Origin of the sequence: Pseudoteredinibacter isoporae, assembly GCF_011602085.1 — a bacterium.
Taxonomy (GTDB): domain Bacteria; phylum Pseudomonadota; class Gammaproteobacteria; order Pseudomonadales; family Cellvibrionaceae; genus Pseudoteredinibacter; species Pseudoteredinibacter isoporae.
In genome coordinates, this window is record NZ_JAAONY010000001.1 from 356,306 (window position 1) to 376,065 (window position 19,760).

A 19,760-nucleotide genomic window follows, 5' to 3' on the forward strand; every position below is an offset into this window, starting at 1 on the left:
CCTGTACCCGAGACGGAAAAGGCACACCCTATCTGTGCAGAAACGAGAGCCGGAATCCGCAGGGAATGGCCGCCAGTCTGGGCAATAGGTACTGAGGTTTGAACGGATGCAGAAGCCCCCAAGACTGCGGCTTATTTCAATAAAATCAACTGATTAGAATCAGCTGAACGATCGAACTAGCCTTGGTTCAAATGGACAAGAGGCAAGTTGGAAAACGAGACAGAAGAGCACAGAAAATCGGCGTGTCGTAAAACGGCCGTCCTTCAGCTCCACTCACGCTGGCTCAATAGAGGCGGCAAAATAAACAACCCGGATACAACAAATAGCATTACGCCAAGCCAAATGACGCTAAGGTAATCAGCGCCCTGCAAGAGCGTCGCCGCCAGAGCAGGTGCGAAAGCCAGTCCCAACATCTGGGCGGCAACACCCAACTGCACAGCCCTGCCCGCATTGTCGAAATCAGCCAGCAGAGCCAACATAAATGGATGGGTTTTGTTCCAGGCAAAATTAAACAGGCACACCGAGATGGCATAAAGACTCGCCGTAAGATCACCCAGCAGTATCAGCAAAGCCGCCACACTGAATAGAATCCCCAACTGCAGGGGAATCAATCGACCATAGCGATTGGCCAACATCGCCGCACAGAAAGCACCCGCGATGCCCAGCAATTGGGAAATCGTTAACCCCCAAGCCACATCATCTTCACTGACTCCACCATCGGTGCCAATCAAAAATAAATAGGTCCAGATCACACCCTGAGCCAGAAAATAGAAAAATAGCGCTGCAATGGCGCTCCAGGCCAGTGCGTGGGTTTTGCTCGGACTATCGTGTTCCCGTGTCGGACTTTTGGGCATAAACCGCAATACGGCCAATCCGCTCACATTCAAAATGGCCCAAAATACCAGCAGCGCATCCAGGCCAAGCTCGTGCAAAACCCAAGGCATGGAGGCGAAACCGATCGCGCCGTAAATCAGGATCCACATGATCATAAAACCGAAATTCCGATCTGGATCGCGACTCAAACCTATGGCAGTAAAACTCAGGGAAATCATGGCGCCGGAGCCCAGCCCTGTCACAAAACGAATGGCAGCGAAGCTTGTTGAGCTGTCGGGGAACATCGACAATAGGTTACCCACGGTGGATAGCAAAACAGAAAAGAACAGGACACGCTGCCAGTTGAGATGTCGAGCACTGAACGTCAGTAGAAAGGTCGCTATGGCAATGCCCCACATTTCCGCCGAGGCCACATAGCCTGCCTGGGCTTCGCTGAATGTCAGTTCGCTCACCAGACCCTGCACAAAACCGGGCTGCACAATAAACACTGCCGGGCCCAACACCCCAAAGTAAATGGCGGCATAACGGCTGGCCGGACTATCAGGATCGATATCCGCCGAGGCGTTCAGGTTTGTATTTATTGTCATAATACCTGCTCGAATTCGATTTTTAGGCAGTATAGGTAGGGCCCGCACCACACCCTATCCACCAAATGGTGGATAGCCGCACATCAATGCCGGTCACTTGAACAGAGAGAAATCCCTGTGATAGTTTGAGGGATTAGAGGCGCTTTTATATGTCGATCGAAACCCCCAGCTCCGATTTTCCCCAGCAGTTCCAAACCCAAGCACTCAAGTTGCTGGAAGAGCTTCTGCCGGTCAGTTCGGCCGCTTTTTATTTGCTGGACCCGGAAATGCGCCACCGTGGCGTTGTGCTGTCCAATATGCCCCCCGAAGTTGAACGCCGTTACTATGAAGAGTTCAGCAGCCTCGACCCTCTGGACGCCCGAAAATTTCATCATCGGGAAGAACGAGTAGCGACAATCGATGAGCAAATGTCTTTCTCCCTGCTTCGCCAAACCATCTACTACCAGGACTTCATGCAGCCCCATGGCCATCGTTATGTCGCCGATATGTTCTTTCGCTATGAAGGTTTCGTGATTGCCGTCATTACCTTGTTGCGGCATGAATCTTTGGGTCAATACTCTGAAGAAGAACTCGCATTGCTGCGTAAAATGCAACCGTTTCTACAGTACACCCTCAATAGCGTGTATCTGCCCAAACGCGTGGAAGAACGTCAGTCTCTGGGTGATAAATACCAGCTGACGCCAAGAGAGCTGGATGTCCTGGAACAAATTATTGCCGGGGCCAGCAACAAACAACTCGCCAAGGAATTAAATCTTGGCCTCGCCACAGTTAAAACCCATTTGCTGCATATTTTCCAGAAAATGTCCGTCAGTTCTCGAGCGGAGTTGCTGGCCAGAGTCATCGCCGATCTGCGCTGATTGTTGACATCAACGCTTCCGACGCCTGAAGGGAATCTTCGCAACTCCACCATTCGGTGGATGCTGAATTCTCCATCCGCTATCTACCATAAAGCCATTGTCAAAGGACCTACCTCACCGTGTAAGTCCGACACTTGGAACAATGGAGCGCAAGATGAAAAACACTCTTCTGGAAAGGCGCAATCACCTGCTGGGTGAACACGCCCCCCTGTTTTATGACAAACCTCTCACCTTGATCAAAGGCGAAGGCGTTTGGTTGAGCGATGCCGAAGGCAAACGCTATCTGGATGTGTACAACAATGTTCCCAATGTCGGGCATTGTCACCCTCACGTGGTAGAAGCGCTGCAACGACAAGCCAGCCAGATTAATGTTCACAGTCGTTACTTGCACCCGGCTTTGGTGGAATACGGGGAACAACTGACCGCCAGCTTTGATCCCAAACTGTCGATGCTGTTTCCAACCTGCTCAGGCAGTGAAGCCAACGAGCTAGCACTGCGCATGGCGAGACAGCATACCGGCAACATGGGCATCATTTGCAGCAATGCCACTTACCATGGCAATACAGCAGCGGTTGATGAATTAGCCACCTTGTTTAATGGCGGTGAAGCCAAAGGCCCCAATGTTAAAGCCGTTAATTATCCAGACAGCTATCGCCCCTTGAATGGTTTACGCGGTGAAGCGCTGACCCAGGCCTATGTTCAGCAAATCAAAAATACCATTGCCGAATTCCAAGACTCGGACATCGGTTTTGCCGGCCTGCTTTTCTGCCCGATTTTTGCCAATGAAGGCCTCCCTGATGTGCCCGAGCATTACATGAAGCAAGTTGCCAAACTCGTTCGTGATGCGGGCGGTCTGCTTATTTTCGACGAAGTTCAGTCTGGCTTTGGACGCACCGGCGATATGTGGGCCTTTCAACATATTGACGTGGTGCCCGATATTGTCGTGTTGGGAAAGCCCATGGGTAATGGTCATCCCCTGGCGGGCCTGGTTTGTGATCAGGCACTCGGAAAAGAATTTCGCTCCCAGGTGATGTATTTCAATACCTTCGCGGGCAATCCGGTTTCTTGCGCAGTGGGCAAAGCGGTGCTGGACGTTATTGAAAACGAAAACCTTTTGGAAAACTGTCGCAATGTCGGCGGCTACCTCAAGCAGCAGCTTCAGCAGTTATCCAGTCACTATGAAGTCATCGGTGATGTGCGCGGCAGTGGTTTATTTTTCGGTGTCGAGCTGGTGAAAGATCGCAACAACAAAACACCATCTGCGCTTGCGGCAGCGCATATCGTCAATCGCATGAAAGATCGCGGCGTACTGATCAGCAAAATTGGCGTTCACGATAATATTCTGAAAATGCGGCCACCGATTTGTTTCGGCCGGGAGCACGCCGATATCCTCTTGAACGAACTTGGTCAGGTGCTGAACGAAGTATCACGGGAGGGCTTGCTATGAACCCACTCGACGCACGCGCCAGCCGAACTACCGAAAAGGGGTTGCTTACAGCAGCCGAGGAAGCTTTGGCGCTCTGGGGCTTGCAGGGAACGCTGAGCCTGATCAAACATCGTGAAAACGCTGTCTTTGCACTGCGCACAGATTCCGGTGATCGTTTTGCCCTGCGCATTCACCGAGCCGGCTATCATTGTGATGAAGCATTGCAATCAGAGCTGCAATGGATGATGGCACTGGCCGAGGCCGGTATTTCAGTGCCCACCGTTGTTCCAACACCGTGCGGGAAGTTTTTCGCCATTCTCGATTCATCCGCCTTACCCGATGCACGACAGGTCGACCTTTTGGCCTGGGTAGAAGGCGAACAAATTGGTACGATTGAAGAACCTTTGGAAGATAACCCCGAACGCGTTCGCTATTGCTACTCAAGCCTGGGGCAGTTGGCGGCTCGACTCCACAACCATTCCGCCCAATGGACACTGCCCGAAAATTTCAAACGACATCACTGGGATAAAGACGGGCTGGTTGGCAAACAACCTTTCTGGGGACAGTTCTGGGAATTGAAACGCCTGACCGACGATGAACGTGGATGGATCCTGCAAGCCAAAGACAGAATTGCAGCCGAACTGGGCGCACTGGAAAAAACCGCGGAATGCTATGGCATGGTTCACGCGGACTTTGTCCCGGAAAATGCGCTATTGCACGGTGAGCATCTGCAATTGATTGATTTCGATGATTCAGGCTTTTCCTGGTATCTGTTTGAACTGGCCACTGCTCTGTATTTTATTCAAGAGGACAAACACTACGAACTGGCCAAACGCTCATTGATCGAGGGCTACAGACAACACCGCACGCTCAGTGAGGAAGCACTGGAAAAACTACCGCTCTTTCTCGCAGCCCGAAGTTTAACGTATTTAGGGTGGGCTCATACCCGCGAAGGCAACCCCACAGCGGATGAAATGCAAGAAGAGTTGATTGAGCGATGTATGAAAACCATTAAGGCATTTCTGGCTCAGTAGTCATCTCACTCCACCATACTGGCAGCGGCCTTTAAAGGCCGCTATGGGTGGTTTCAGTAAGAGGATCAGTGAGACCTTTAAGATAAAACTTCTTCCTTTGGTGTCTCGAGCACGAACATGTCGTTATGCTGAAGAGCTAGATGAACCATAACATCAAAGAATAATAAATAAATCATCTACTTTTTAGATTAAAAATCGATTTAGATTTTAAATAATATACAATTTTTCCATAATCCAAATAGTTTTCAGTAAGAAAGCGGCGCTTAAAAATTCAGAAGGCTTGACATCGCTTTAAAAATGAATTTATTTTAAGCAGGATTACGAACCAATGTTCCCACTATTGCAATAGCGCATATCCGCTGCATTAATTGTCAGTTAATAGAGAATAGTTATGAACGAAAATCGATTGCAATTTTTGATAATTACTGCCGAAGAAAACTATGCTCATGCCCGGGATCATGAATATCTTCGCGCACAAATAACTTCCATTCTGGTTGCAGCCGCTTTTGTTTTGATAGGATTAGCTATAGGAAATGAAATCTCTAACGAAATACTAATTTTTATTTCACTGCTAACAATCTCAATTGGCTTGATTAACCTTTGGTTAAACAAACTGCATACAAATCGATTTAAAAGGCATGTCGAAATCGCGCGAAAAGCTAAAACCCGAATATTTTTTCTAAGAATTCCCAGCAAAATCAAAAAGTCTGGCAACTTATATTATTCTTGGCAAATTGTTGCTTGTTTGCCAATAGTTGGTGGCATCAGTCTTTTGCTATTAAAATACTGTTAATTTATCATTCCCCAGAAACCCGCATCTCAAATGCCATAAGAATATCTTGGTCGCCCACCATGTTAGTTTTATGGATTGAAAGATTTGGATGTGATAAGTACTGCCTTGCCTTCTATTGAGGCGAGCGCTAAAACCCCAATGAGATCACATGAATAAGTTATTATTTTCAATAATCTTGATTACTTTACTAAATGGTTGTGCTCATAAAAAATCGTCCAATGTAGAAGACTCTATTCTTATACTTAAAATAGACGAGCACGGTTCGTATTTACATAACGGAAGGAAGCTGGATATCAAGTCCTTTGAAAGCACTGTAAAAGATCTGCCTTCTTCGATATCAAAGCTGAGTGTAGAAGTAAGTAGCAGCCTTAGCATGAACAACATGTTGAAGCTTTGCACTCCTTTAAGTGAAACGGGTATTGAGCGAGAAATTTACTATATGGATGATCAGGTGAAAAAATATATTTATTGTGAGTGATTCGCTTGAACTGCACGAGGCGTGCCCAAGACAGAGATATACCATGTGTAAGCTTTATCGCGAGCGCGACTCTCTAGAAACTCGCTCCGCATCGCCCTCGGCCGACACACCATCCATCGAAGACAAAAATGAAAACACAAGCCAAAAGCTGACCGCGAACAACATTACAGCCAGCAATATGATTCCCAAGCATTGCAGGTAGCGACTCGAATTCAACCAATAATCTTTATGCATGTTCCAGCTCCGATATTGGCTTATTCTGTTTCCGGGTAGTTGTGTTTGCATCCTCTCTCGGGACATGTGTCATTTGTCCATCACTGATGTGAAAAACCTGATCAACATGATTCAAGATCGACGGCCGGTGGCTGACAATAATAACCGTTTTGCCTTTTTGTTTCAGGTGGTCGATAGCGCGATGCAAACACTGTTCGCCAAAGCGATCGAGGTTGGCATTGGGCTCATCCAGAACGACGATTTGCGGATCATTGTACAACGCTCTTGCCAGTGCAATCCGTTGTCTTTGCCCACCGGACAAGGACATACCCTCTGAGCCAATCAGCGTTTCATAGGCACGAGGCAAACGCAGAATCAAACTGTGCAAACCAGCTTCCCGAGCGGCCTTAATCACCTTTGCGGGCTCCACCTCGGCAAAGCGAGCAATGTTTTCAGCGATGCTGCCATCAAACAGCTGAACATCTTGGGGCAGATAGCCGAAAAAGCGTTGACGATAACGCTCATCGCAATTGGACATATCCACATCATCAATCTTTAAACGACCTTCGTGTACCGGCCAGATACCGATAATGGATTTGAGCAGACTGGATTTTCCGACACCACTCTCTCCGGTAATTGCTGTAACGGTGCCAGGCGGTAACTGAAAGCTGGCATCCCGGAGTGATATGAATCCTGAAGCAGGTGCAGAAACAGAAATATTTTGCGCGTGAATAACGCCGGCTTCAAAAGGCCTGTGGGTTAGTTGCATTGTTTCGGCACAGTAGCAATTTGGCCCGTTCTGCAACACCCTGTCCAGCAAACGAAAATCGCGTCTGACCTGCACAAAGGAACTCCAGGAACGAACCACTTGCTCGATGGGTGCCATGCTGCGCCCCAGCAAGATCGAACTGGCAATCATTAAACCCAGGGAAATTTCTTGCTTTATTAATAGATACGCACCCAGCCCAAGAATGGCAGACTGCGCAATTAGGCGCAGATGTTTGGATACGGTGGAGAAACTCGATGTGTAGATATCCAACTCTGCCGATTGCATTGATTGGCTCCGCCGACTTGTTTTCCAGCGTTTTACCAACGCTGGCATCATCCCCATAGCAATAGCGGCATCAGAATTGTGCAAGTTTGCTTGCAGCTGCCTCGGGGATTTCGCATCGTAGGCGGGCAGCGATCGACTCAGATATTCATTGCCAAAAGCGATGGCCATCAACAGTAACACGCAAGACAAGGCGAATAGGCCGATCAGAAAATGAAACGCAAACAGAGCGATCAGGAAAACCGGTATCCAGGGCACATCGAAAAATGCAATGATATTCGGCCCCGTAATAAAACGCTTGATTGATTCCAGTTCAGACAGGCCATTGAGCTTGTCTTCATCGCGAATACGATTCACTTTTTGGAAAAAGTTATAGCGATAGAGACTTTCCAGCAAATTGTCTTCGAAATGATTTCCCAATCGAATCAGCATTTGTGACCTGATCCAATCAAAAAACGCCATACACACCATAAGAAACAAGGCCACAACCGTAAACAGCAACAGCGCATCCAGATTTTCCGTTGTGATCACCCGACTGTAGAGCTGCAACATATAAATCGGTGGAACAAGCAGTAAGAGATTCACACAGAAGCTGAACAAAAAGACATAAGCCAGGCTTCTTTTTAAACCATCGTATGCTGTTCTGACCAAACTGCGAGATTCCATGCGCTGTCTCGATAAAAAAAGGGTGCGCCCAGGCACACCCATAATGGTGCAGGCAAAACTGGGAAGGGTTAACCAGCTAATTCTGCGGGGAAATCAAAACTGGTTAAGGTGTTTACATCCTTGTTTAGCAAGGTGAAATCCAAATCATCGAAGCTGATATCTTCATCAAATCGGGCTTCGGGATGTTCATCGTAATAAGCCTCGATCTGCTGATAAATTTTATTGACCTGACTCTTCTCATCAATGCTGAGACTTTCATAAGAACGGACGCCATACAGCTTATCAAGTGCATCGTACTGTGTGGCCAGCTCGGTCTCTTGCTGGAAGTTAAGCTCCCCCTCACCGGAGGATTCCATAATTTTTTCGATCGCGTCAGAGATCTGTTTTTCTCTGGCTTGCTCTTCTGCGTTCAATGTCGTTTTGGGAATACCAAAGATGGCATCCAACTTATTGTATAAGGCTTTTAACTCCGCAGGCATTGTGATGCTGCCCGGCTGATGAGGTTTGTCGCTCATGTTGGATACCTTTCTCATTTTCTCCGGTTTGATTTATTGGCCGGCCCAACGCAGTGGAGTGTTATTTAACCCAACATCCGGCAGGAGGTAAAACGATATAATGTTCGCAGTTGTTTCCAGATAGGGGTACCAGCGTTACACCCGGATACATTCAGATACATAGGCGGCATTTGATCGTATTTTCTCGCCAAGTTTATGGAAAGTGATAAACTATAAGGCTGTATTTTGACCACTAGAGACTGCCGCTTTGCGACGTTTGTTTTTCAACATCATGCTATCGATTGTTATCAGCATATGCGTTGTGGCTGGGCTTGCCTTTGCGTTTCTCGAATACACCAATCATGCACGCTATAGCGCCCATTTGCGCAGTCAGTTATCCCCTACCGCGACACTGCTAAGGCTTGGCGTCGAGCGGCAGCGACCACAACAGCTCGAACAATGGCTCGATATTGTGTCAGGTATCATGCAGATCGAACTGGATATCGAGCAGAAATCCGATCAGACATCGGTAGTGGTTGATTCGGACAAGAGCGGCCAGTTTATTCTCACTGCCCCCATCAGCCAGAATCGTCACATCGATCTGAAACTCGATGGATTGAATGAATCCTTAATCAGTGCAACCGCATTCTTGATTCTCAATGAATTGGGGGTTCATCCGGCCAAACAGCGGCAAGCGATTTTTGATCGTATTCGCGCTTCTGCCCCCTACCCCATTTATCGCTCACTGAAAGTAAAAGATCGTCTCAATGACAAACAACTGGAGCGTCTCCGAAACGGTGAGATTGTCATCGAGTGGAAAAAGGTTTATGACAAAGGCGATCAAATCTACGCCTATGCCCCCTGGGGAAGAAGCGGACATATTCTGGTACTTGGGCCCATCCCGCTATTTGAGCCCTATCCGATTGAAATTATTTTGGCTACCTTTGCTTTTTCCTTTCTGCTGATTACCGCCTGTGTGTTGCTGATTGTCAGTTTGCTGACCTCGCGCCTGACTCGGGTGAAACACAGCATCGACGACATCAGCTCGGAAAAGCTTGGCCTGGAAAATCTGGAACAGCACAGTGATGATCCTATCGAAGACATCACCCAGAAAATCCGCTGGCTGGGGAATCGCGTTCAAGCCTTGCTGCAGGAGCGAACTTATACCGTTCGCGCAATTTCCCACGACCTGCGTACGCCGATTTCAAAGCTTCATTTTCGGGTAGACACCCTGGCCGATATGCTTCCCGAGGAAGGAAAACTGATTAACGATTTAAAACAGGACTTGTTCAGCATCAACCACCTTATTGAACAACTGCTGACTTTTGAACAGGCCGAAGACAGACTGAATTTCGCAAGTATCGATATCGATGATCTTTGCCGGGAACTTATTGAGGAATATCGCCTGATCAGTCCGAATGTCGAGTTTTCCTACCAAGCTCGTCCTGGTTGCCCTTATACCATCAACGGAAACCGTGCCCTGATCAAACGCAGTTTTGAAAACATTATTCAAAATGGCATCCGCCATTGCTCTCAACGATTCTGGATTCAACTGGACTACCATTCGGATGAGTTGATATGCCGTTTCTGTGACGATGGCCAGGGCATATCCGAAGTTTCCCTGCCCCAATTGTTCGATCCTTTTTATCGGGGCGACAGCAGCCGCAGCGGGAGTGGCACGGGTATAGGTTTCGGCTTCGGCCTCGCTATTGTTAAACGTGTAACCAAACAGCATGACGGCTCGGTATCGGCCCGAAATGCGAGTAATGGCGGGGCTATTTTTGAATTAGAGTTTCCATTATTACGACCCACTGCAATTACGGAGGCCATATGATGACTGTTCGTCTATTGATGGCACTCCTATTGAGCCTGCTGATAGCTGTGCCCACGGTACAGGGCGCAGAACAAAACACACAAGACAAAGAAAAAGTCAGCACAAAAGAAAAACCTGAGAGCGATATAATAAAGAAAAAACCCCAATCTACTGAAAGCGACAAGGGCCCCAAGACCAACAAAGACAATATTGACTGGGGCTACTGGAACAAAAAGCCAGGCAAAGACGGCAAGCAATATGGCGTTGGCATTAAAGGCAAACTCGAGGAGCAGTTAAACTCTCTGGACGAGAGCAGCTTAGTAGACGATCCAAGCGGGGTACTACTCGACGAGGAAATGGAAAATGATATTTAAAACGGGAATAGGGTGTGTATTCCTTTCCTTACTGCTGCTCCCCCTGCCCGGCAACGCCGGCAGTGGGTCTCCAGATCGTCTGGAGGATGCTCTGAAGGCCATCGCGCAGGGTAATTTCAGTTCCGCTGAACGCAAGTTAATTTTATTGCTGGGTGAAGACCCCAGCGCTCACCGAGCACGACTTGAGCTGGCTCGCATTCTGGCCTTAAGGGGCTCTTGTGATCGCGCATTGGGCCAGATCAGAATATTGAGACAATCCGTTGAGCTGCCGGAAACCGTCAATGAACGGGTGGATGTGATTGCAGACCGGTGCATCAAGCGATTTAAAAAGAACCGTCTGTATTCCAAGCTCGCCTACAATACCGGGCGTGACAGCAATGCCTTGCTGTGGAGTGACCCCAGCTTATTTGGGTTTACCAGCGTTGCCTTTCTGGATGACCTTTATGTAGCTCGCGGACAGGAAGTATTTGTTTTTGATAACTACGGTTTGCCAATTGGCAGCGATACCAATTCCCTATTTGTCCCTGACCGGACGGAATGCCAGAACAACGGCTGTGCCGAGGGCACCTCAAGTAACTTTCACAAGCTCAGCTTCCAGGGCGTAATGCAACGCAATATGCTGACCGACAGCGAACGACCGCTGTACTGGAACACGACATTAAAGCTGTCGAGTAAAACCTTCAGCGAAGACAGTGTTGATGATCACAACAGCTACCAGCTCAATACCGGCCTGCGCCGCCTCTTTGGCGAACACAGTTATTTGTCCGGGAAAATTCATACCCGCAAGATAGACCGAGATAATCTGGGCCACCTGACTTACCACGGTTTTAATGTTGGTTTGGAGCATTTCTTTTCAGCCGGACGTTTCAGCGCAAACTACCATAAGATGCAGCAGAAATATGTTGGCCCCAATAGCACCGGGCACTCCAATCGCTACCAGTCGATTACTTTGCACCAAAGCTTTTCCCTGTCGCCCAAACTTCGTTTGTCAGCCCATTTGAAAAGCATCAAAGTGAAATCCAGGGCGGTTGACCAGGCCGACTACAACTATGTGTACCCCTACGAAGATAATACTCTGAATCTGAATTATACTGCGGTGAGTAGCGGACTGAATGTTAACTACAGTTATAACTCCCGATTGAACTTTGGCCTATCCGGACGCTATATTGATTACAACTATCAGCAACAGTCGGATCGTAAATTTTATCGCCTGGGCCTGGAAAGCTCCTACAAAGTTAATTCCCGATGGAAACTACTGGCGTCCTATCGCCGGGAGCACCGCAGCCATCTCGGCCCCAATGCCGACGATAGAAACCTGTTCACCCTGGGTGTAGAGTGGAAACCGAATGGCAAAAAATAAACTGTTAATCGTTGAAGACGACCAAGGGCTTGCACAGCTTATTGCCGATTTTTTCTCTCGTTACGAGTTTGATTGCAGCATTGAGCTGAATGCCGTGAAAGCACCCGAGCGTATTCTCAACGAGCAACCCGCCCTGTTGATTCTCGATTTAATGATGCCTGATGTCGACGGCGTTGAAATTTGCCGGCAGGTACGAGATAAATTTCGCGGCAAAATCATCATGCTGACCGCTCGAACAGATCTCATGGATCAAATTGCCGGCCTGGAAATGGGTGCCGATGATTACATTCCCAAACCTGTCGAGCCCCGGTTGCTTCTGGCCAAAGCCCGTTCGGTCTTAAGGCGGGATAGCCATGCTAGCAGCAACAGTGACAGCGGCGACCAAAACAGCTTTACCTTTGAAGACATCACCATCAATCTTCGGCACAGAACCGTTAAGAAAGGCGAGGATGTGGTGAACTTAAGCGGACCGGAAATTGAGATTCTGTCCCTGTTTCTTAAAAACCCCGGCAAAGTGATCGATCGGGAGTTCATTTTGCAAAACCTGCGCGGCATTGAGTACGACGGCCGCAACCGACAGGTTGATATTACGGTTTCACGCTTACGCTCCAAACTTGAGCATGATACGAAGAATCCCAAGTTGATTAAGACCATTCGGAACCGGGGCTACGTATTTGTGGGCGAAGCTGAGTAAGGGCAGAAACACAAAAAGCAACGGATATTCTGAACACCTACAACCGCTCTGCCTAGTTACAACTCAGAACATTCAGCCAGCTCGCCACAGCGCGAAGGTTGATAGCCGGACAAGGCTTGAATGGCTTGCTGAATTTCAACAGATTGCAATTGCCCAATAAAGGACGCCAATCGTTGACTGGCAAGCCGCTCCTTGTGATAAGCAAATAAATATTGCTCTTTACAAAGCGGTAAAAATTCCAGGCCAAACTGTCGAGCAGCCTGCTCTACTCCAAAGCCCACATCTGCCATACCGGCAGCAATATGCGCCGCTACCGCCGAATGTGTAAATTCTTCGCCGGTGTAACCGTTAATCTGCTCGGCCTTAATATCGGCTCTTTCCAGAAACTGATCGAACAGAAAGCGCGTACCAGAACTCTGCTGTCGATTCACGAAACGAATATTGTCCCGCGCCAGATCACAAATTTGTCGAATTCCCAAAGGATTGTCGCTGGTTACCATCAAGCCCTGACGGCGTTGAATAAAGCGAATCAAACCAAACTCCTGATTATTCAGGTAACGATCAAAGGCGGGAATGCGTTTCAGATCGCTGTCTTTTTCGGGCACATGAAAGCCCGCCAGGTCACACTCCCCAGCAGACAGAGAACGTAAGGCATCTTCCGCGCTGGTAAAAGTCAGCTTTAAAGACGGGGACTGAATATGCTCAGTGAGCAAGGCCACCGCGTAACCATGGCTGGCATTAATGGTTAATGGCTCACTGCTGTCGGGATTGAGCGCTTGAATATGCAGGTTGATTTCAGAGCTGATGTTTTCCAGCTCCGGCTCCAGTTTGGCGTCGATACGTTTTTGAGCCCACAACAGCTTTTCACCGAAGGAACTCAGGCGAGCGCCCCGCCCTTTTTGCAAATGCACAAGAGCAACACCAAAAAAGGATTCCCACTGCTGCAACTGATTCCAGGCGTGACGATAGGACATGCCACAGTGTTGTGCCGCCGCAGTGAGTTTACCCACACTGTCGATGGCTTTTAACAATTCGAACATGTTGGCGTTCAGCTGCTGACCGGCTTCGTCAGTGAACACCCAGCGGGCCTCAATGCTGAATTTTTCAATTACGCCTTTTGGCATACACACTCCACAATATGTATTTTTATTCATATTTTCAGTCAAAAACCAGAGTGTTAGAGTAATTACAGCCTAATAAAAGATCAAATATATGTAATTTTGTGCATATATAAAATCTACTCGAAAACCAAGAACAATCGTGAATCATGTCTGACGATCAGTTAAAACACGCCCTGGCCGAACTCGCCATGGCCCACCGTGACCAGCTGGGTGGCTTAATGCCACTGCTGCACGCCGTACAGAAACAATACGGCTATATTCCGGAAATCTGCGCGGCCACCGTAGCGCCTGTTTTTCGCTTGTCCACAGCGGAAGTGGATGGCGTGATCAGTTTTTACCACCAATTCAAAAGTCGCCCACAGGGAAAACACCGAGTTCAGATTTGCCGTGCAGAAGCCTGTCAAGCCAATGGCTGTCGCTCTCTTGAGCAGTTCAGTAAAGATCATTTGCAGCTGGATTATGGCGAATCCAGTGATGACGGCCTGATCAGCCTGGACAGCGTTTACTGCCTTGGCTTATGCAGTCATGGCCCGGCCGTGCGCGTTGACGATGAACTCTATGTACAGGTCGACAATGAGAAAATGACAAGGATCATTCGGGAGCTGACATCATGACCCGAAAAATTTACGTCCCTGCCGACAGCTGCGCAATTGCCCTCGGGGCCGATAAGGTTGCCGCCAGCCTCGAACTGCAACTGGGCCCGGAATTCAACGTGATCCGCAATGGCTCCCGGGGTTTGTTCTGGTTAGAGCCATTAATTGAAGTTGAAAGCGAACAAGGGCGAATTGCCTATGGGCCGGTACTGCCGGACAACATTGATGAAGCCTTTGTGAACGCCGTAAAAAGTGCGGGCAAGCACCCCCTATGTTTGGGGCTTACAGAGGAGATTCCTGAACTCAAATGCCAGCAACGTTTAAGCTTTGCCCGTTTAGGCATCACCGATCCACTCAACATCGATGACTATATTGCCCATGGCGGCTTCGAAGGCTTGCACACCGCCCTGACATTGTCAGCCCAGGAGATTGTTGATGAAGTTCAAACCTCCGGCTTACGTGGCCGTGGCGGCGCCGCATTTCCAACCGGAATCAAATGGCAAACCGTTTTAACAACAGAAGCCTCGCAAAAGCACATCGTCTGCAATGCCGATGAAGGTGATTCGGGCACTTTTGCTGATCGCCTAATGATGGAAGGCGATCCCTTTTGCCTGATTGAAGGCATGATTATTGCCGGCCTGGCTGTAGGTGCCGACAAAGGTTTTATTTATTTGCGCTCGGAATACCCTCGCGCAGCCACTCAGTTACAACAGGCGATTGATATCGCCGAAGCAAACCATTTTCTCGGGAACAATATCGCTGGCAGCGATAAGTGCTTTCGATTGGAGCTGCGCATCGGCGCTGAAGCTTATATTTGTGGTGAAGAAACATCCTTATTGCGTAGCCTGGAAGGCAAACGTGGAATGGTATCAGCCAAACCACCCATCCCCGCCATCAGCGGCCTAATGGGCCAGCCCACTATTGTGAACAATGTGATCACCCTGGCGAGCGTGCCTTTTATTCTCGCCAAGGGCGCAGAGCATTATCAATCCTTTGGCTTGGGTCGCTCACGCGGCACTCTCGCCTTTCAATTGGCCGGCAATATCAAACGCGGCGGTCTCTATGAATTTGCCTTTGGCATGAGCTTAAGAGAACTGGTGTTTGATATTGCGGGTGGCTGTCGTCACGGCGACGCTCACGCGATTCAAATCGGCGGGCCACTGGGCGCTTACCTACCCGAGTCGCTCTGGGATACGGAACTCGATTATGAAGCCTTTGCCACAATAGAAGCCGGCATCGGCCACGGCGGCATCGTGCTGTTTAACCAAGATGTCAATCTGGCCCAGCAGGCACGCTTTGCCATGGAATTCTGTGCAGCAGAATCCTGCGGCAAATGTACACCCTGTCGTATCGGCTCTACGCGTGGCACCGAAGTGATGGATCGAATTATTGCCAGACAATCCACCGATCAAAACCTGGAACTGCTGGACGACCTTTGCGACACCATGGAGCTGGGCTCTCTCTGTGCCATGGGCGGTATGACAGTGATACCGGTTCGCAGTGCAAAGCAACATTTCCCTGAAGACTTTCACTCGGGAGCCCAATCACGTGATTAATTTCTTTGACCCGAATACCGATTTAGGCACACCCTCGGCCGCGACTGGAAAAACCGTCAATGTGATCATCGACGGCAAACCCTTAAAAGTGGAAGAAGGCAGCTCGATTATGCGCGCGGCATTGGAAAGCGCCATTTATATTCCAAAGCTCTGTGCTACCGATAGCCTGGAAGCCTACGGCAGCTGCCGGATCTGTGCTGTTGAAATTGAAGGCGGCCGCGGCACTCCCGCCGCCTGTACCACACCCGTTACTGAAGGCATGGTGGTGCACACCCAGAGCGAGAAACTGCAAAAATTGCGACGCAATATTATGGAGCTCTACATCTCGGATCATCCACTGGATTGTCTGAGTTGCAGCGCTAACGGTGAATGTGAATTGCAAGATACCGCAGCAGCCGTTGGCCTGCGAGAGGTGCGTTATGGTTTCAACGGTGAAAACCACTTATCTCTGGAGAAAGATCAATCCAATCCATATTTCGATTTTGAACCCAGCAAATGCATTGTTTGCAGTCGCTGTGTACGCGCTTGTGAAGAAACCCAGGGCACTTTTGCGTTGACGGTTAGCGGGCGTGGCTTTGACTCTCAAATCAGTGCGGCGGCGGAAAATATTCTGGCTTCTGATTGCGTTTCCTGCGGCGCCTGCGTGCAGGCCTGCCCAACCGCGAGCTTGATGGAAAAGCCCTACGCCGAAGGACGCAATGCAACGCGAAGTGTAAAAACCACCTGCGCCTATTGTGGTGTGGGCTGTGGTTTTGAAGTGGACCTGCAAGGACAGGAACCACTGCGAATGCGTCCGGACAAAAGCAGCCAATCCAATCACGGACATGCCTGTGTGAAGGGCCGCTTTGCTTTTGCTTATGTCAATCATCCGGATCGGGTTCGCAGCCCCTTGATTCGAGACTCTATCGAAGACGCCTGGCGCGAAGCCAGCTGGGAAGAGGCCATTCACTTTGCCGCCGACAAGTTAAAAGCCGTGCAGGCACAATACGGGCGCCAATCGATCGGCGCCATTACGTCTTCACGATGCACCAATGAAGAGACCTACCTTGTTCAAAAACTGGTGCGTGCGGCATTTGGCAATAATAATACCGATACCTGCGCACGCGTTTGCCATTCGCCCACCGGTTATGGATTGAAGACCACTCTGGGAGAATCCGCCGGTACCCAAACCTTCGACTCCGTTTTGAAATCGGATTTAATTCTGGTGATTGGCGCTAACCCCACCGACGCGCACCCGGTCTTTGGTTCACTGCTGCGCAAGCGATTGCGTCAAGGCGCCGAGTTGATTGTTGCCGACCCACGACATATTGATCTGCTCAATACCGTGCACAGCCAAATGCCTTTACACTTACCTTTGCTACCGGGCAGTAATGTCGCATTGATCAATGCCATGGCCTACACCGTGATCAGCGAAGAACTGGAAGACGCCGGTTTTATCGCAGAACGTTGCCAGGATGAGAGCTACCAGCGATGGCGTACATTTATTGCCGACGACCGCCACTCACCCGAAAATATGGCCTCGCATATTGGCGTGGATGCCGAACGAATTCGCCAGGCTGCACGACGTTATGCCAAAGCCGAAAACGCGGCAATTTATTACGGCCTGGGCGTCACCGAACACAGCCAGGGTTCCAGTATGGTGATGGGCATTGCCAACCTCGCCCTGGCAACCGGCAACATTGGACGTGAAGGCGTTGGTATTAATCCACTGCGTGGACAAAATAACGTTCAGGGTTCTTGCGATATGGGCTCCTTCCCCCACGAGTACCCCGGCTACCAGCACGTCAGCGATGAAAGTGTACAGAAAAAGTTTGAAGCCGCCTGGGGACGAGAACTGGATCCCGATCCGGGCTTCCGAATTCCCAATATGTTCGACGCCGCGATTGCCGGACAATTTAAAGGCTTGTACTGTCAGGGTGAAGACATTGCCCAATCCGATCCCAATACGCAACATGTCGAAGCGGCCCTGCGCTCTTTGGATTGCCTGATTGTGCAGGATATTTTTTTGAACGAAACCTCTCGTTTTGCCCACGTGGTTTTACCCGGCAGCTCTTTCCTTGAGAAAGATGGCACGTTCACCAATGCGGAGCGCAGAATTAATCGGGTACGGAAAGCCATCGAACCTATTGCTGGAAAAGCCGATTGGCAAACCACCATGGCCTTGAGTGACGCTCTGGGCTACCCAATGGACTACGCTCATCCAAGCGACATTATGGATGAGATTGCCCTGTTGACCCCGAGCTTCGCCGGCGTGAACTACGATTTACTGGAAGAAAAGGGCAGTATTCAATGGCCCTGCAATGAGCAGAACCCTGAGGGCACGGCTATTATGCACAGTGAAAGCTTCCCAATTGGGCAAGCACGCTTTGCAATCACAGAATTTGTGCCCACTGAAGAAAAAGTGAATCGTCGCTTTCCGCTTTTGTTGACGACCGGGCGAGTATTAACTCAATACAATGTAGGCGCCCAAACCCGACGCACACCAAACCAAACCTGGCATGCGGAAGATGTGTTGGAGATCCACCCTTTTGATGCCGAGCAACGCGGAATCAATGACGGCGATCGCTTGCTAATTAAAAGTCGCGTGGGTGAAACCAGCTTGCTGGCAAGGGTTTCTGAACGAATGCAGGCCGGCGTGGTGTACACCACTTTTCATCACCCTCTCAGCGGCGCCAATGTGGTTACGACAGAAAATTCCGACTGGGCCACCAATTGCCCGGAGTACAAAGTCACGGCTGTGCAAGTTGAAAAATGTATGAGCGAAACCCATTGGCAATCGGCTCTACGCAAAGCACAAGGCGCTACCATCAATACCAATCAACCGTTTGAGTCTCTTTCCAATGGACGGGATTGAATTTAAGCCCTCTTTATTGCGACCACTGAACGAAGTGCAAAATGAAGCGCTGGCGCAGGAGCTGCCAGTCGCTCTGGTTTACAACGGCATATCCCATGCTGTACTGATGGCCAGCCCCCACCAACTGGATGAACTGGCGCTTGGCTTTAGCTTGAGCGAAGGCATCATTCATCAGCCCAAAGAATTTTACAGCTGTGAACTTCGCTCGCATGCCCGGGGCATGGAGGTGGAAATCGATATCGCCAGCGCAGCTATGGACAAATTGAAACAACGCCGACGTTTTTTAATGGGCCCCAGTGGTTGTGGGCTCTGTGGTTTGGATTCCCTGCAAAGCATTCCCAAACCCGAAGGTATTGTTCGACAACAAGCCGCCCCCGATATGATGGCAATTCAGCAAGCCATCAGCCAGCTCAACAGCTTTCAAACCATTCGGGAAAAAACCGGCGCCACCCATTGCGCCGCGGCCTGCAACGCCGATGGAAAAATGCTGCTGTTGCGTGAGGACGTTGGACGACACAATGCACTGGATAAATTGATTGGCGCCCTCGCGAAAAAAAATATTCAGCCAGACTTTGTGATCGCCTCAAGCCGAGCCAGCTATGAAATGGTGAGCAAAACCATCAGCCAGGGGATTCCCACACTGGTGTGCCTCTCGGCAGCTACCAGCCTGGCAATTACAACTGCTAAGGAATGCGGGCTGAACCTGATTGGCTTCGCTCGCCCGGACAAATACAGAATGTACTCAGGTTTCAATAATGAATAGTCAGAGTTTAATCAACATGGCCAAACAGATTATCGCAAATCAGGCAATCGCCGATCCGCGGGAAGCGGCAGATGCCCTGGTTTTGCATTTGAAAAAATTCTGGGCACCCCAGATGCGAAAGGAATTAACTGAAGCCCTGGAGAAAAATCCGGATTATTCTTCCGACGTATTGAATCACGCAATTCGTGACCTTCAGTAG

General features: G+C 49.4%; 19 protein-coding genes. 14 read left to right on the top strand and 5 right to left on the bottom strand.

Annotation, left to right across the window (positions count from 1 at the left end):
• Window positions 1-263 precede the first annotated feature (263 nt).
• Window positions 264-1,421 (bottom strand): MFS transporter, encoded by a 1,158-nt coding sequence (locus tag G8768_RS01525; RefSeq protein ID WP_166852460.1) that lies wholly within the window; start codon window positions 1,419-1,421, stop codon window positions 264-266.
• A 149-nt stretch (window positions 1,422-1,570) separates the two neighbouring features.
• On the opposite strand from G8768_RS01525, the gene G8768_RS01530 reads away from it, so the two are divergent.
• From G8768_RS01530 to G8768_RS01550, 5 genes are all read left to right on the top strand, one after another.
• Complete coding sequence (locus G8768_RS01530; protein ID WP_166852455.1) at window positions 1,571-2,278, top strand: response regulator transcription factor; 708 nt, start codon at window positions 1,571-1,573, stop codon at window positions 2,276-2,278.
• Window positions 2,279-2,432: 154 nt separating this feature from the next.
• The gene (locus tag G8768_RS01535; RefSeq protein ID WP_166852447.1) at window positions 2,433-3,725 is read left to right on the top strand and encodes an aspartate aminotransferase family protein; all 1,293 of its coding nucleotides are present in this window, start codon (window positions 2,433-2,435) and stop codon (window positions 3,723-3,725) included.
• Window positions 3,722-4,738, top strand: coding sequence for a phosphotransferase enzyme family protein (locus G8768_RS01540; protein WP_166852444.1), 1,017 nt, complete (start codon window positions 3,722-3,724; stop codon window positions 4,736-4,738). Before G8768_RS01535 ends, G8768_RS01540 begins: the two co-directional genes overlap by 4 nt.
• 391 nt (window positions 4,739-5,129) lie before the next feature.
• On the top strand, window positions 5,130-5,531 hold the full coding sequence (locus G8768_RS01545) for a hypothetical protein (RefSeq protein ID WP_166852441.1): 402 nt from the start codon (window positions 5,130-5,132) through the stop codon (window positions 5,529-5,531).
• Window positions 5,532-5,679: 148 nt separating this feature from the next.
• A complete protein-coding gene (locus G8768_RS01550; protein ID WP_166852438.1) occupies window positions 5,680-6,009 on the top strand; it encodes a hypothetical protein in 330 nt (109 codons plus the stop codon).
• A 54-nt stretch (window positions 6,010-6,063) separates the two neighbouring features.
• Here G8768_RS01550 and G8768_RS01555 read toward each other — a convergent pair whose 3' ends face one another.
• The 3 genes from G8768_RS01555 to G8768_RS01565 all read right to left on the bottom strand — a co-directional run bounded on the left by G8768_RS01555 (window position 6,064) and on the right by G8768_RS01565 (window position 8,454).
• Window positions 6,064-6,243, bottom strand: a complete 180-nt coding sequence (locus G8768_RS01555; protein WP_166852435.1) for a hypothetical protein — start codon at window positions 6,241-6,243, stop codon at window positions 6,064-6,066.
• Window positions 6,236-7,939, bottom strand: coding sequence for a type I secretion system permease/ATPase (locus tag G8768_RS01560; RefSeq protein WP_166852432.1), 1,704 nt, complete (start codon window positions 7,937-7,939; stop codon window positions 6,236-6,238). Before G8768_RS01560 ends, G8768_RS01555 begins: the two co-directional genes overlap by 8 nt.
• Before the next feature lie 68 nt (window positions 7,940-8,007).
• The gene (locus tag G8768_RS01565; RefSeq protein ID WP_166852428.1) at window positions 8,008-8,454 is read right to left on the bottom strand and encodes a hypothetical protein; all 447 of its coding nucleotides are present in this window, start codon (window positions 8,452-8,454) and stop codon (window positions 8,008-8,010) included.
• A 247-nt stretch (window positions 8,455-8,701) separates the two neighbouring features.
• On the opposite strand from G8768_RS01565, the gene G8768_RS01570 reads away from it, so the two are divergent.
• The 4 genes from G8768_RS01570 to G8768_RS01585 are packed head-to-tail and all read left to right on the top strand — an operon-like array spanning window position 8,702 to window position 12,674.
• Entirely contained in the window at window positions 8,702-10,267 is a 1,566-nt protein-coding gene (locus tag G8768_RS01570; RefSeq protein ID WP_166852425.1) for a sensor histidine kinase, read from the top strand.
• Complete coding sequence (locus G8768_RS01575; RefSeq protein WP_166852423.1) at window positions 10,264-10,620, top strand: hypothetical protein; 357 nt, start codon at window positions 10,264-10,266, stop codon at window positions 10,618-10,620. The genes G8768_RS01570 and G8768_RS01575 overlap by 4 nt, the downstream gene beginning before the upstream one ends.
• Entirely contained in the window at window positions 10,610-11,980 is a 1,371-nt protein-coding gene (locus G8768_RS01580) for a TonB-dependent receptor (RefSeq protein WP_166852420.1), read from the top strand. Before G8768_RS01575 ends, G8768_RS01580 begins: the two co-directional genes overlap by 11 nt.
• Complete coding sequence (locus tag G8768_RS01585) at window positions 11,967-12,674, top strand: response regulator (protein WP_166852417.1); 708 nt, start codon at window positions 11,967-11,969, stop codon at window positions 12,672-12,674. Before G8768_RS01580 ends, G8768_RS01585 begins: the two co-directional genes overlap by 14 nt.
• A gap of 56 nt (window positions 12,675-12,730) precedes the next feature.
• On the opposite strand, the gene G8768_RS01590 is transcribed toward G8768_RS01585, so the two are convergent.
• Window positions 12,731-13,798: a substrate-binding domain-containing protein gene (locus tag G8768_RS01590; protein WP_166852414.1), complete on the bottom strand. Its 1,068-nt coding sequence runs from the start codon at window positions 13,796-13,798 to the stop codon at window positions 12,731-12,733.
• 143 nt (window positions 13,799-13,941) lie between these two features.
• Between G8768_RS01590 and G8768_RS01595 the strand changes: the two genes are divergently transcribed.
• The 5 genes from G8768_RS01595 to G8768_RS01615 are packed head-to-tail and all read left to right on the top strand — an operon-like array spanning window position 13,942 to window position 19,760.
• Window positions 13,942-14,409 carry an NADH-quinone oxidoreductase subunit NuoE family protein gene (locus tag G8768_RS01595; RefSeq protein WP_166852412.1) on the top strand — a complete coding sequence of 156 codons (468 nt, stop codon included), beginning with the start codon at window positions 13,942-13,944 and terminating at the stop codon, window positions 14,407-14,409.
• The gene (locus G8768_RS01600) at window positions 14,406-15,944 is read left to right on the top strand and encodes a formate dehydrogenase beta subunit (RefSeq protein WP_166852409.1); all 1,539 of its coding nucleotides are present in this window, start codon (window positions 14,406-14,408) and stop codon (window positions 15,942-15,944) included. The genes G8768_RS01595 and G8768_RS01600 overlap by 4 nt, the downstream gene beginning before the upstream one ends.
• A complete protein-coding gene (gene fdhF / locus G8768_RS01605) occupies window positions 15,937-18,798 on the top strand; it encodes a formate dehydrogenase subunit alpha (RefSeq protein WP_166852406.1) in 2,862 nt (953 codons plus the stop codon). Before G8768_RS01600 ends, fdhF begins: the two co-directional genes overlap by 8 nt.
• Window positions 18,785-19,561, top strand: coding sequence for a formate dehydrogenase accessory sulfurtransferase FdhD (gene fdhD / locus G8768_RS01610; RefSeq protein WP_166852403.1), 777 nt, complete (start codon window positions 18,785-18,787; stop codon window positions 19,559-19,561). The genes fdhF and fdhD overlap by 14 nt, the downstream gene beginning before the upstream one ends.
• Window positions 19,554-19,760: a formate dehydrogenase subunit delta gene (locus tag G8768_RS01615; protein ID WP_166852400.1), complete on the top strand. Its 207-nt coding sequence runs from the start codon at window positions 19,554-19,556 to the stop codon at window positions 19,758-19,760. The genes fdhD and G8768_RS01615 overlap by 8 nt, the downstream gene beginning before the upstream one ends.

Coding starts and splice junctions, on each gene's coding strand:
- G8768_RS01525 (WP_166852460.1), bottom strand. CDS start 1,421: ATGACAATAAATACAAACCTGAACGCCTCGGCGGATATCGATCCTGAT.
- G8768_RS01530 (WP_166852455.1), top strand. CDS start 1,571: ATGTCGATCGAAACCCCCAGCTCCGATTTTCCCCAGCAGTTCCAAACC.
- G8768_RS01535 (WP_166852447.1), top strand. CDS start 2,433: ATGAAAAACACTCTTCTGGAAAGGCGCAATCACCTGCTGGGTGAACAC.
- G8768_RS01540 (WP_166852444.1), top strand. CDS start 3,722: ATGAACCCACTCGACGCACGCGCCAGCCGAACTACCGAAAAGGGGTTG.
- G8768_RS01545 (WP_166852441.1), top strand. CDS start 5,130: ATGAACGAAAATCGATTGCAATTTTTGATAATTACTGCCGAAGAAAAC.
- G8768_RS01550 (WP_166852438.1), top strand. CDS start 5,680: ATGAATAAGTTATTATTTTCAATAATCTTGATTACTTTACTAAATGGT.
- G8768_RS01555 (WP_166852435.1), bottom strand. CDS start 6,243: ATGCATAAAGATTATTGGTTGAATTCGAGTCGCTACCTGCAATGCTTG.
- G8768_RS01560 (WP_166852432.1), bottom strand. CDS start 7,939: ATGGAATCTCGCAGTTTGGTCAGAACAGCATACGATGGTTTAAAAAGA.
- G8768_RS01565 (WP_166852428.1), bottom strand. CDS start 8,454: ATGAGCGACAAACCTCATCAGCCGGGCAGCATCACAATGCCTGCGGAG.
- G8768_RS01575 (WP_166852423.1), top strand. CDS start 10,264: ATGATGACTGTTCGTCTATTGATGGCACTCCTATTGAGCCTGCTGATA.
- G8768_RS01580 (WP_166852420.1), top strand. CDS start 10,610: ATGATATTTAAAACGGGAATAGGGTGTGTATTCCTTTCCTTACTGCTG.
- G8768_RS01585 (WP_166852417.1), top strand. CDS start 11,967: ATGGCAAAAAATAAACTGTTAATCGTTGAAGACGACCAAGGGCTTGCA.
- G8768_RS01590 (WP_166852414.1), bottom strand. CDS start 13,798: ATGCCAAAAGGCGTAATTGAAAAATTCAGCATTGAGGCCCGCTGGGTG.
- G8768_RS01595 (WP_166852412.1), top strand. CDS start 13,942: ATGTCTGACGATCAGTTAAAACACGCCCTGGCCGAACTCGCCATGGCC.
- G8768_RS01600 (WP_166852409.1), top strand. CDS start 14,406: ATGACCCGAAAAATTTACGTCCCTGCCGACAGCTGCGCAATTGCCCTC.
- fdhD (WP_166852403.1), top strand. CDS start 18,785: ATGGACGGGATTGAATTTAAGCCCTCTTTATTGCGACCACTGAACGAA.
- G8768_RS01615 (WP_166852400.1), top strand. CDS start 19,554: ATGAATAGTCAGAGTTTAATCAACATGGCCAAACAGATTATCGCAAAT.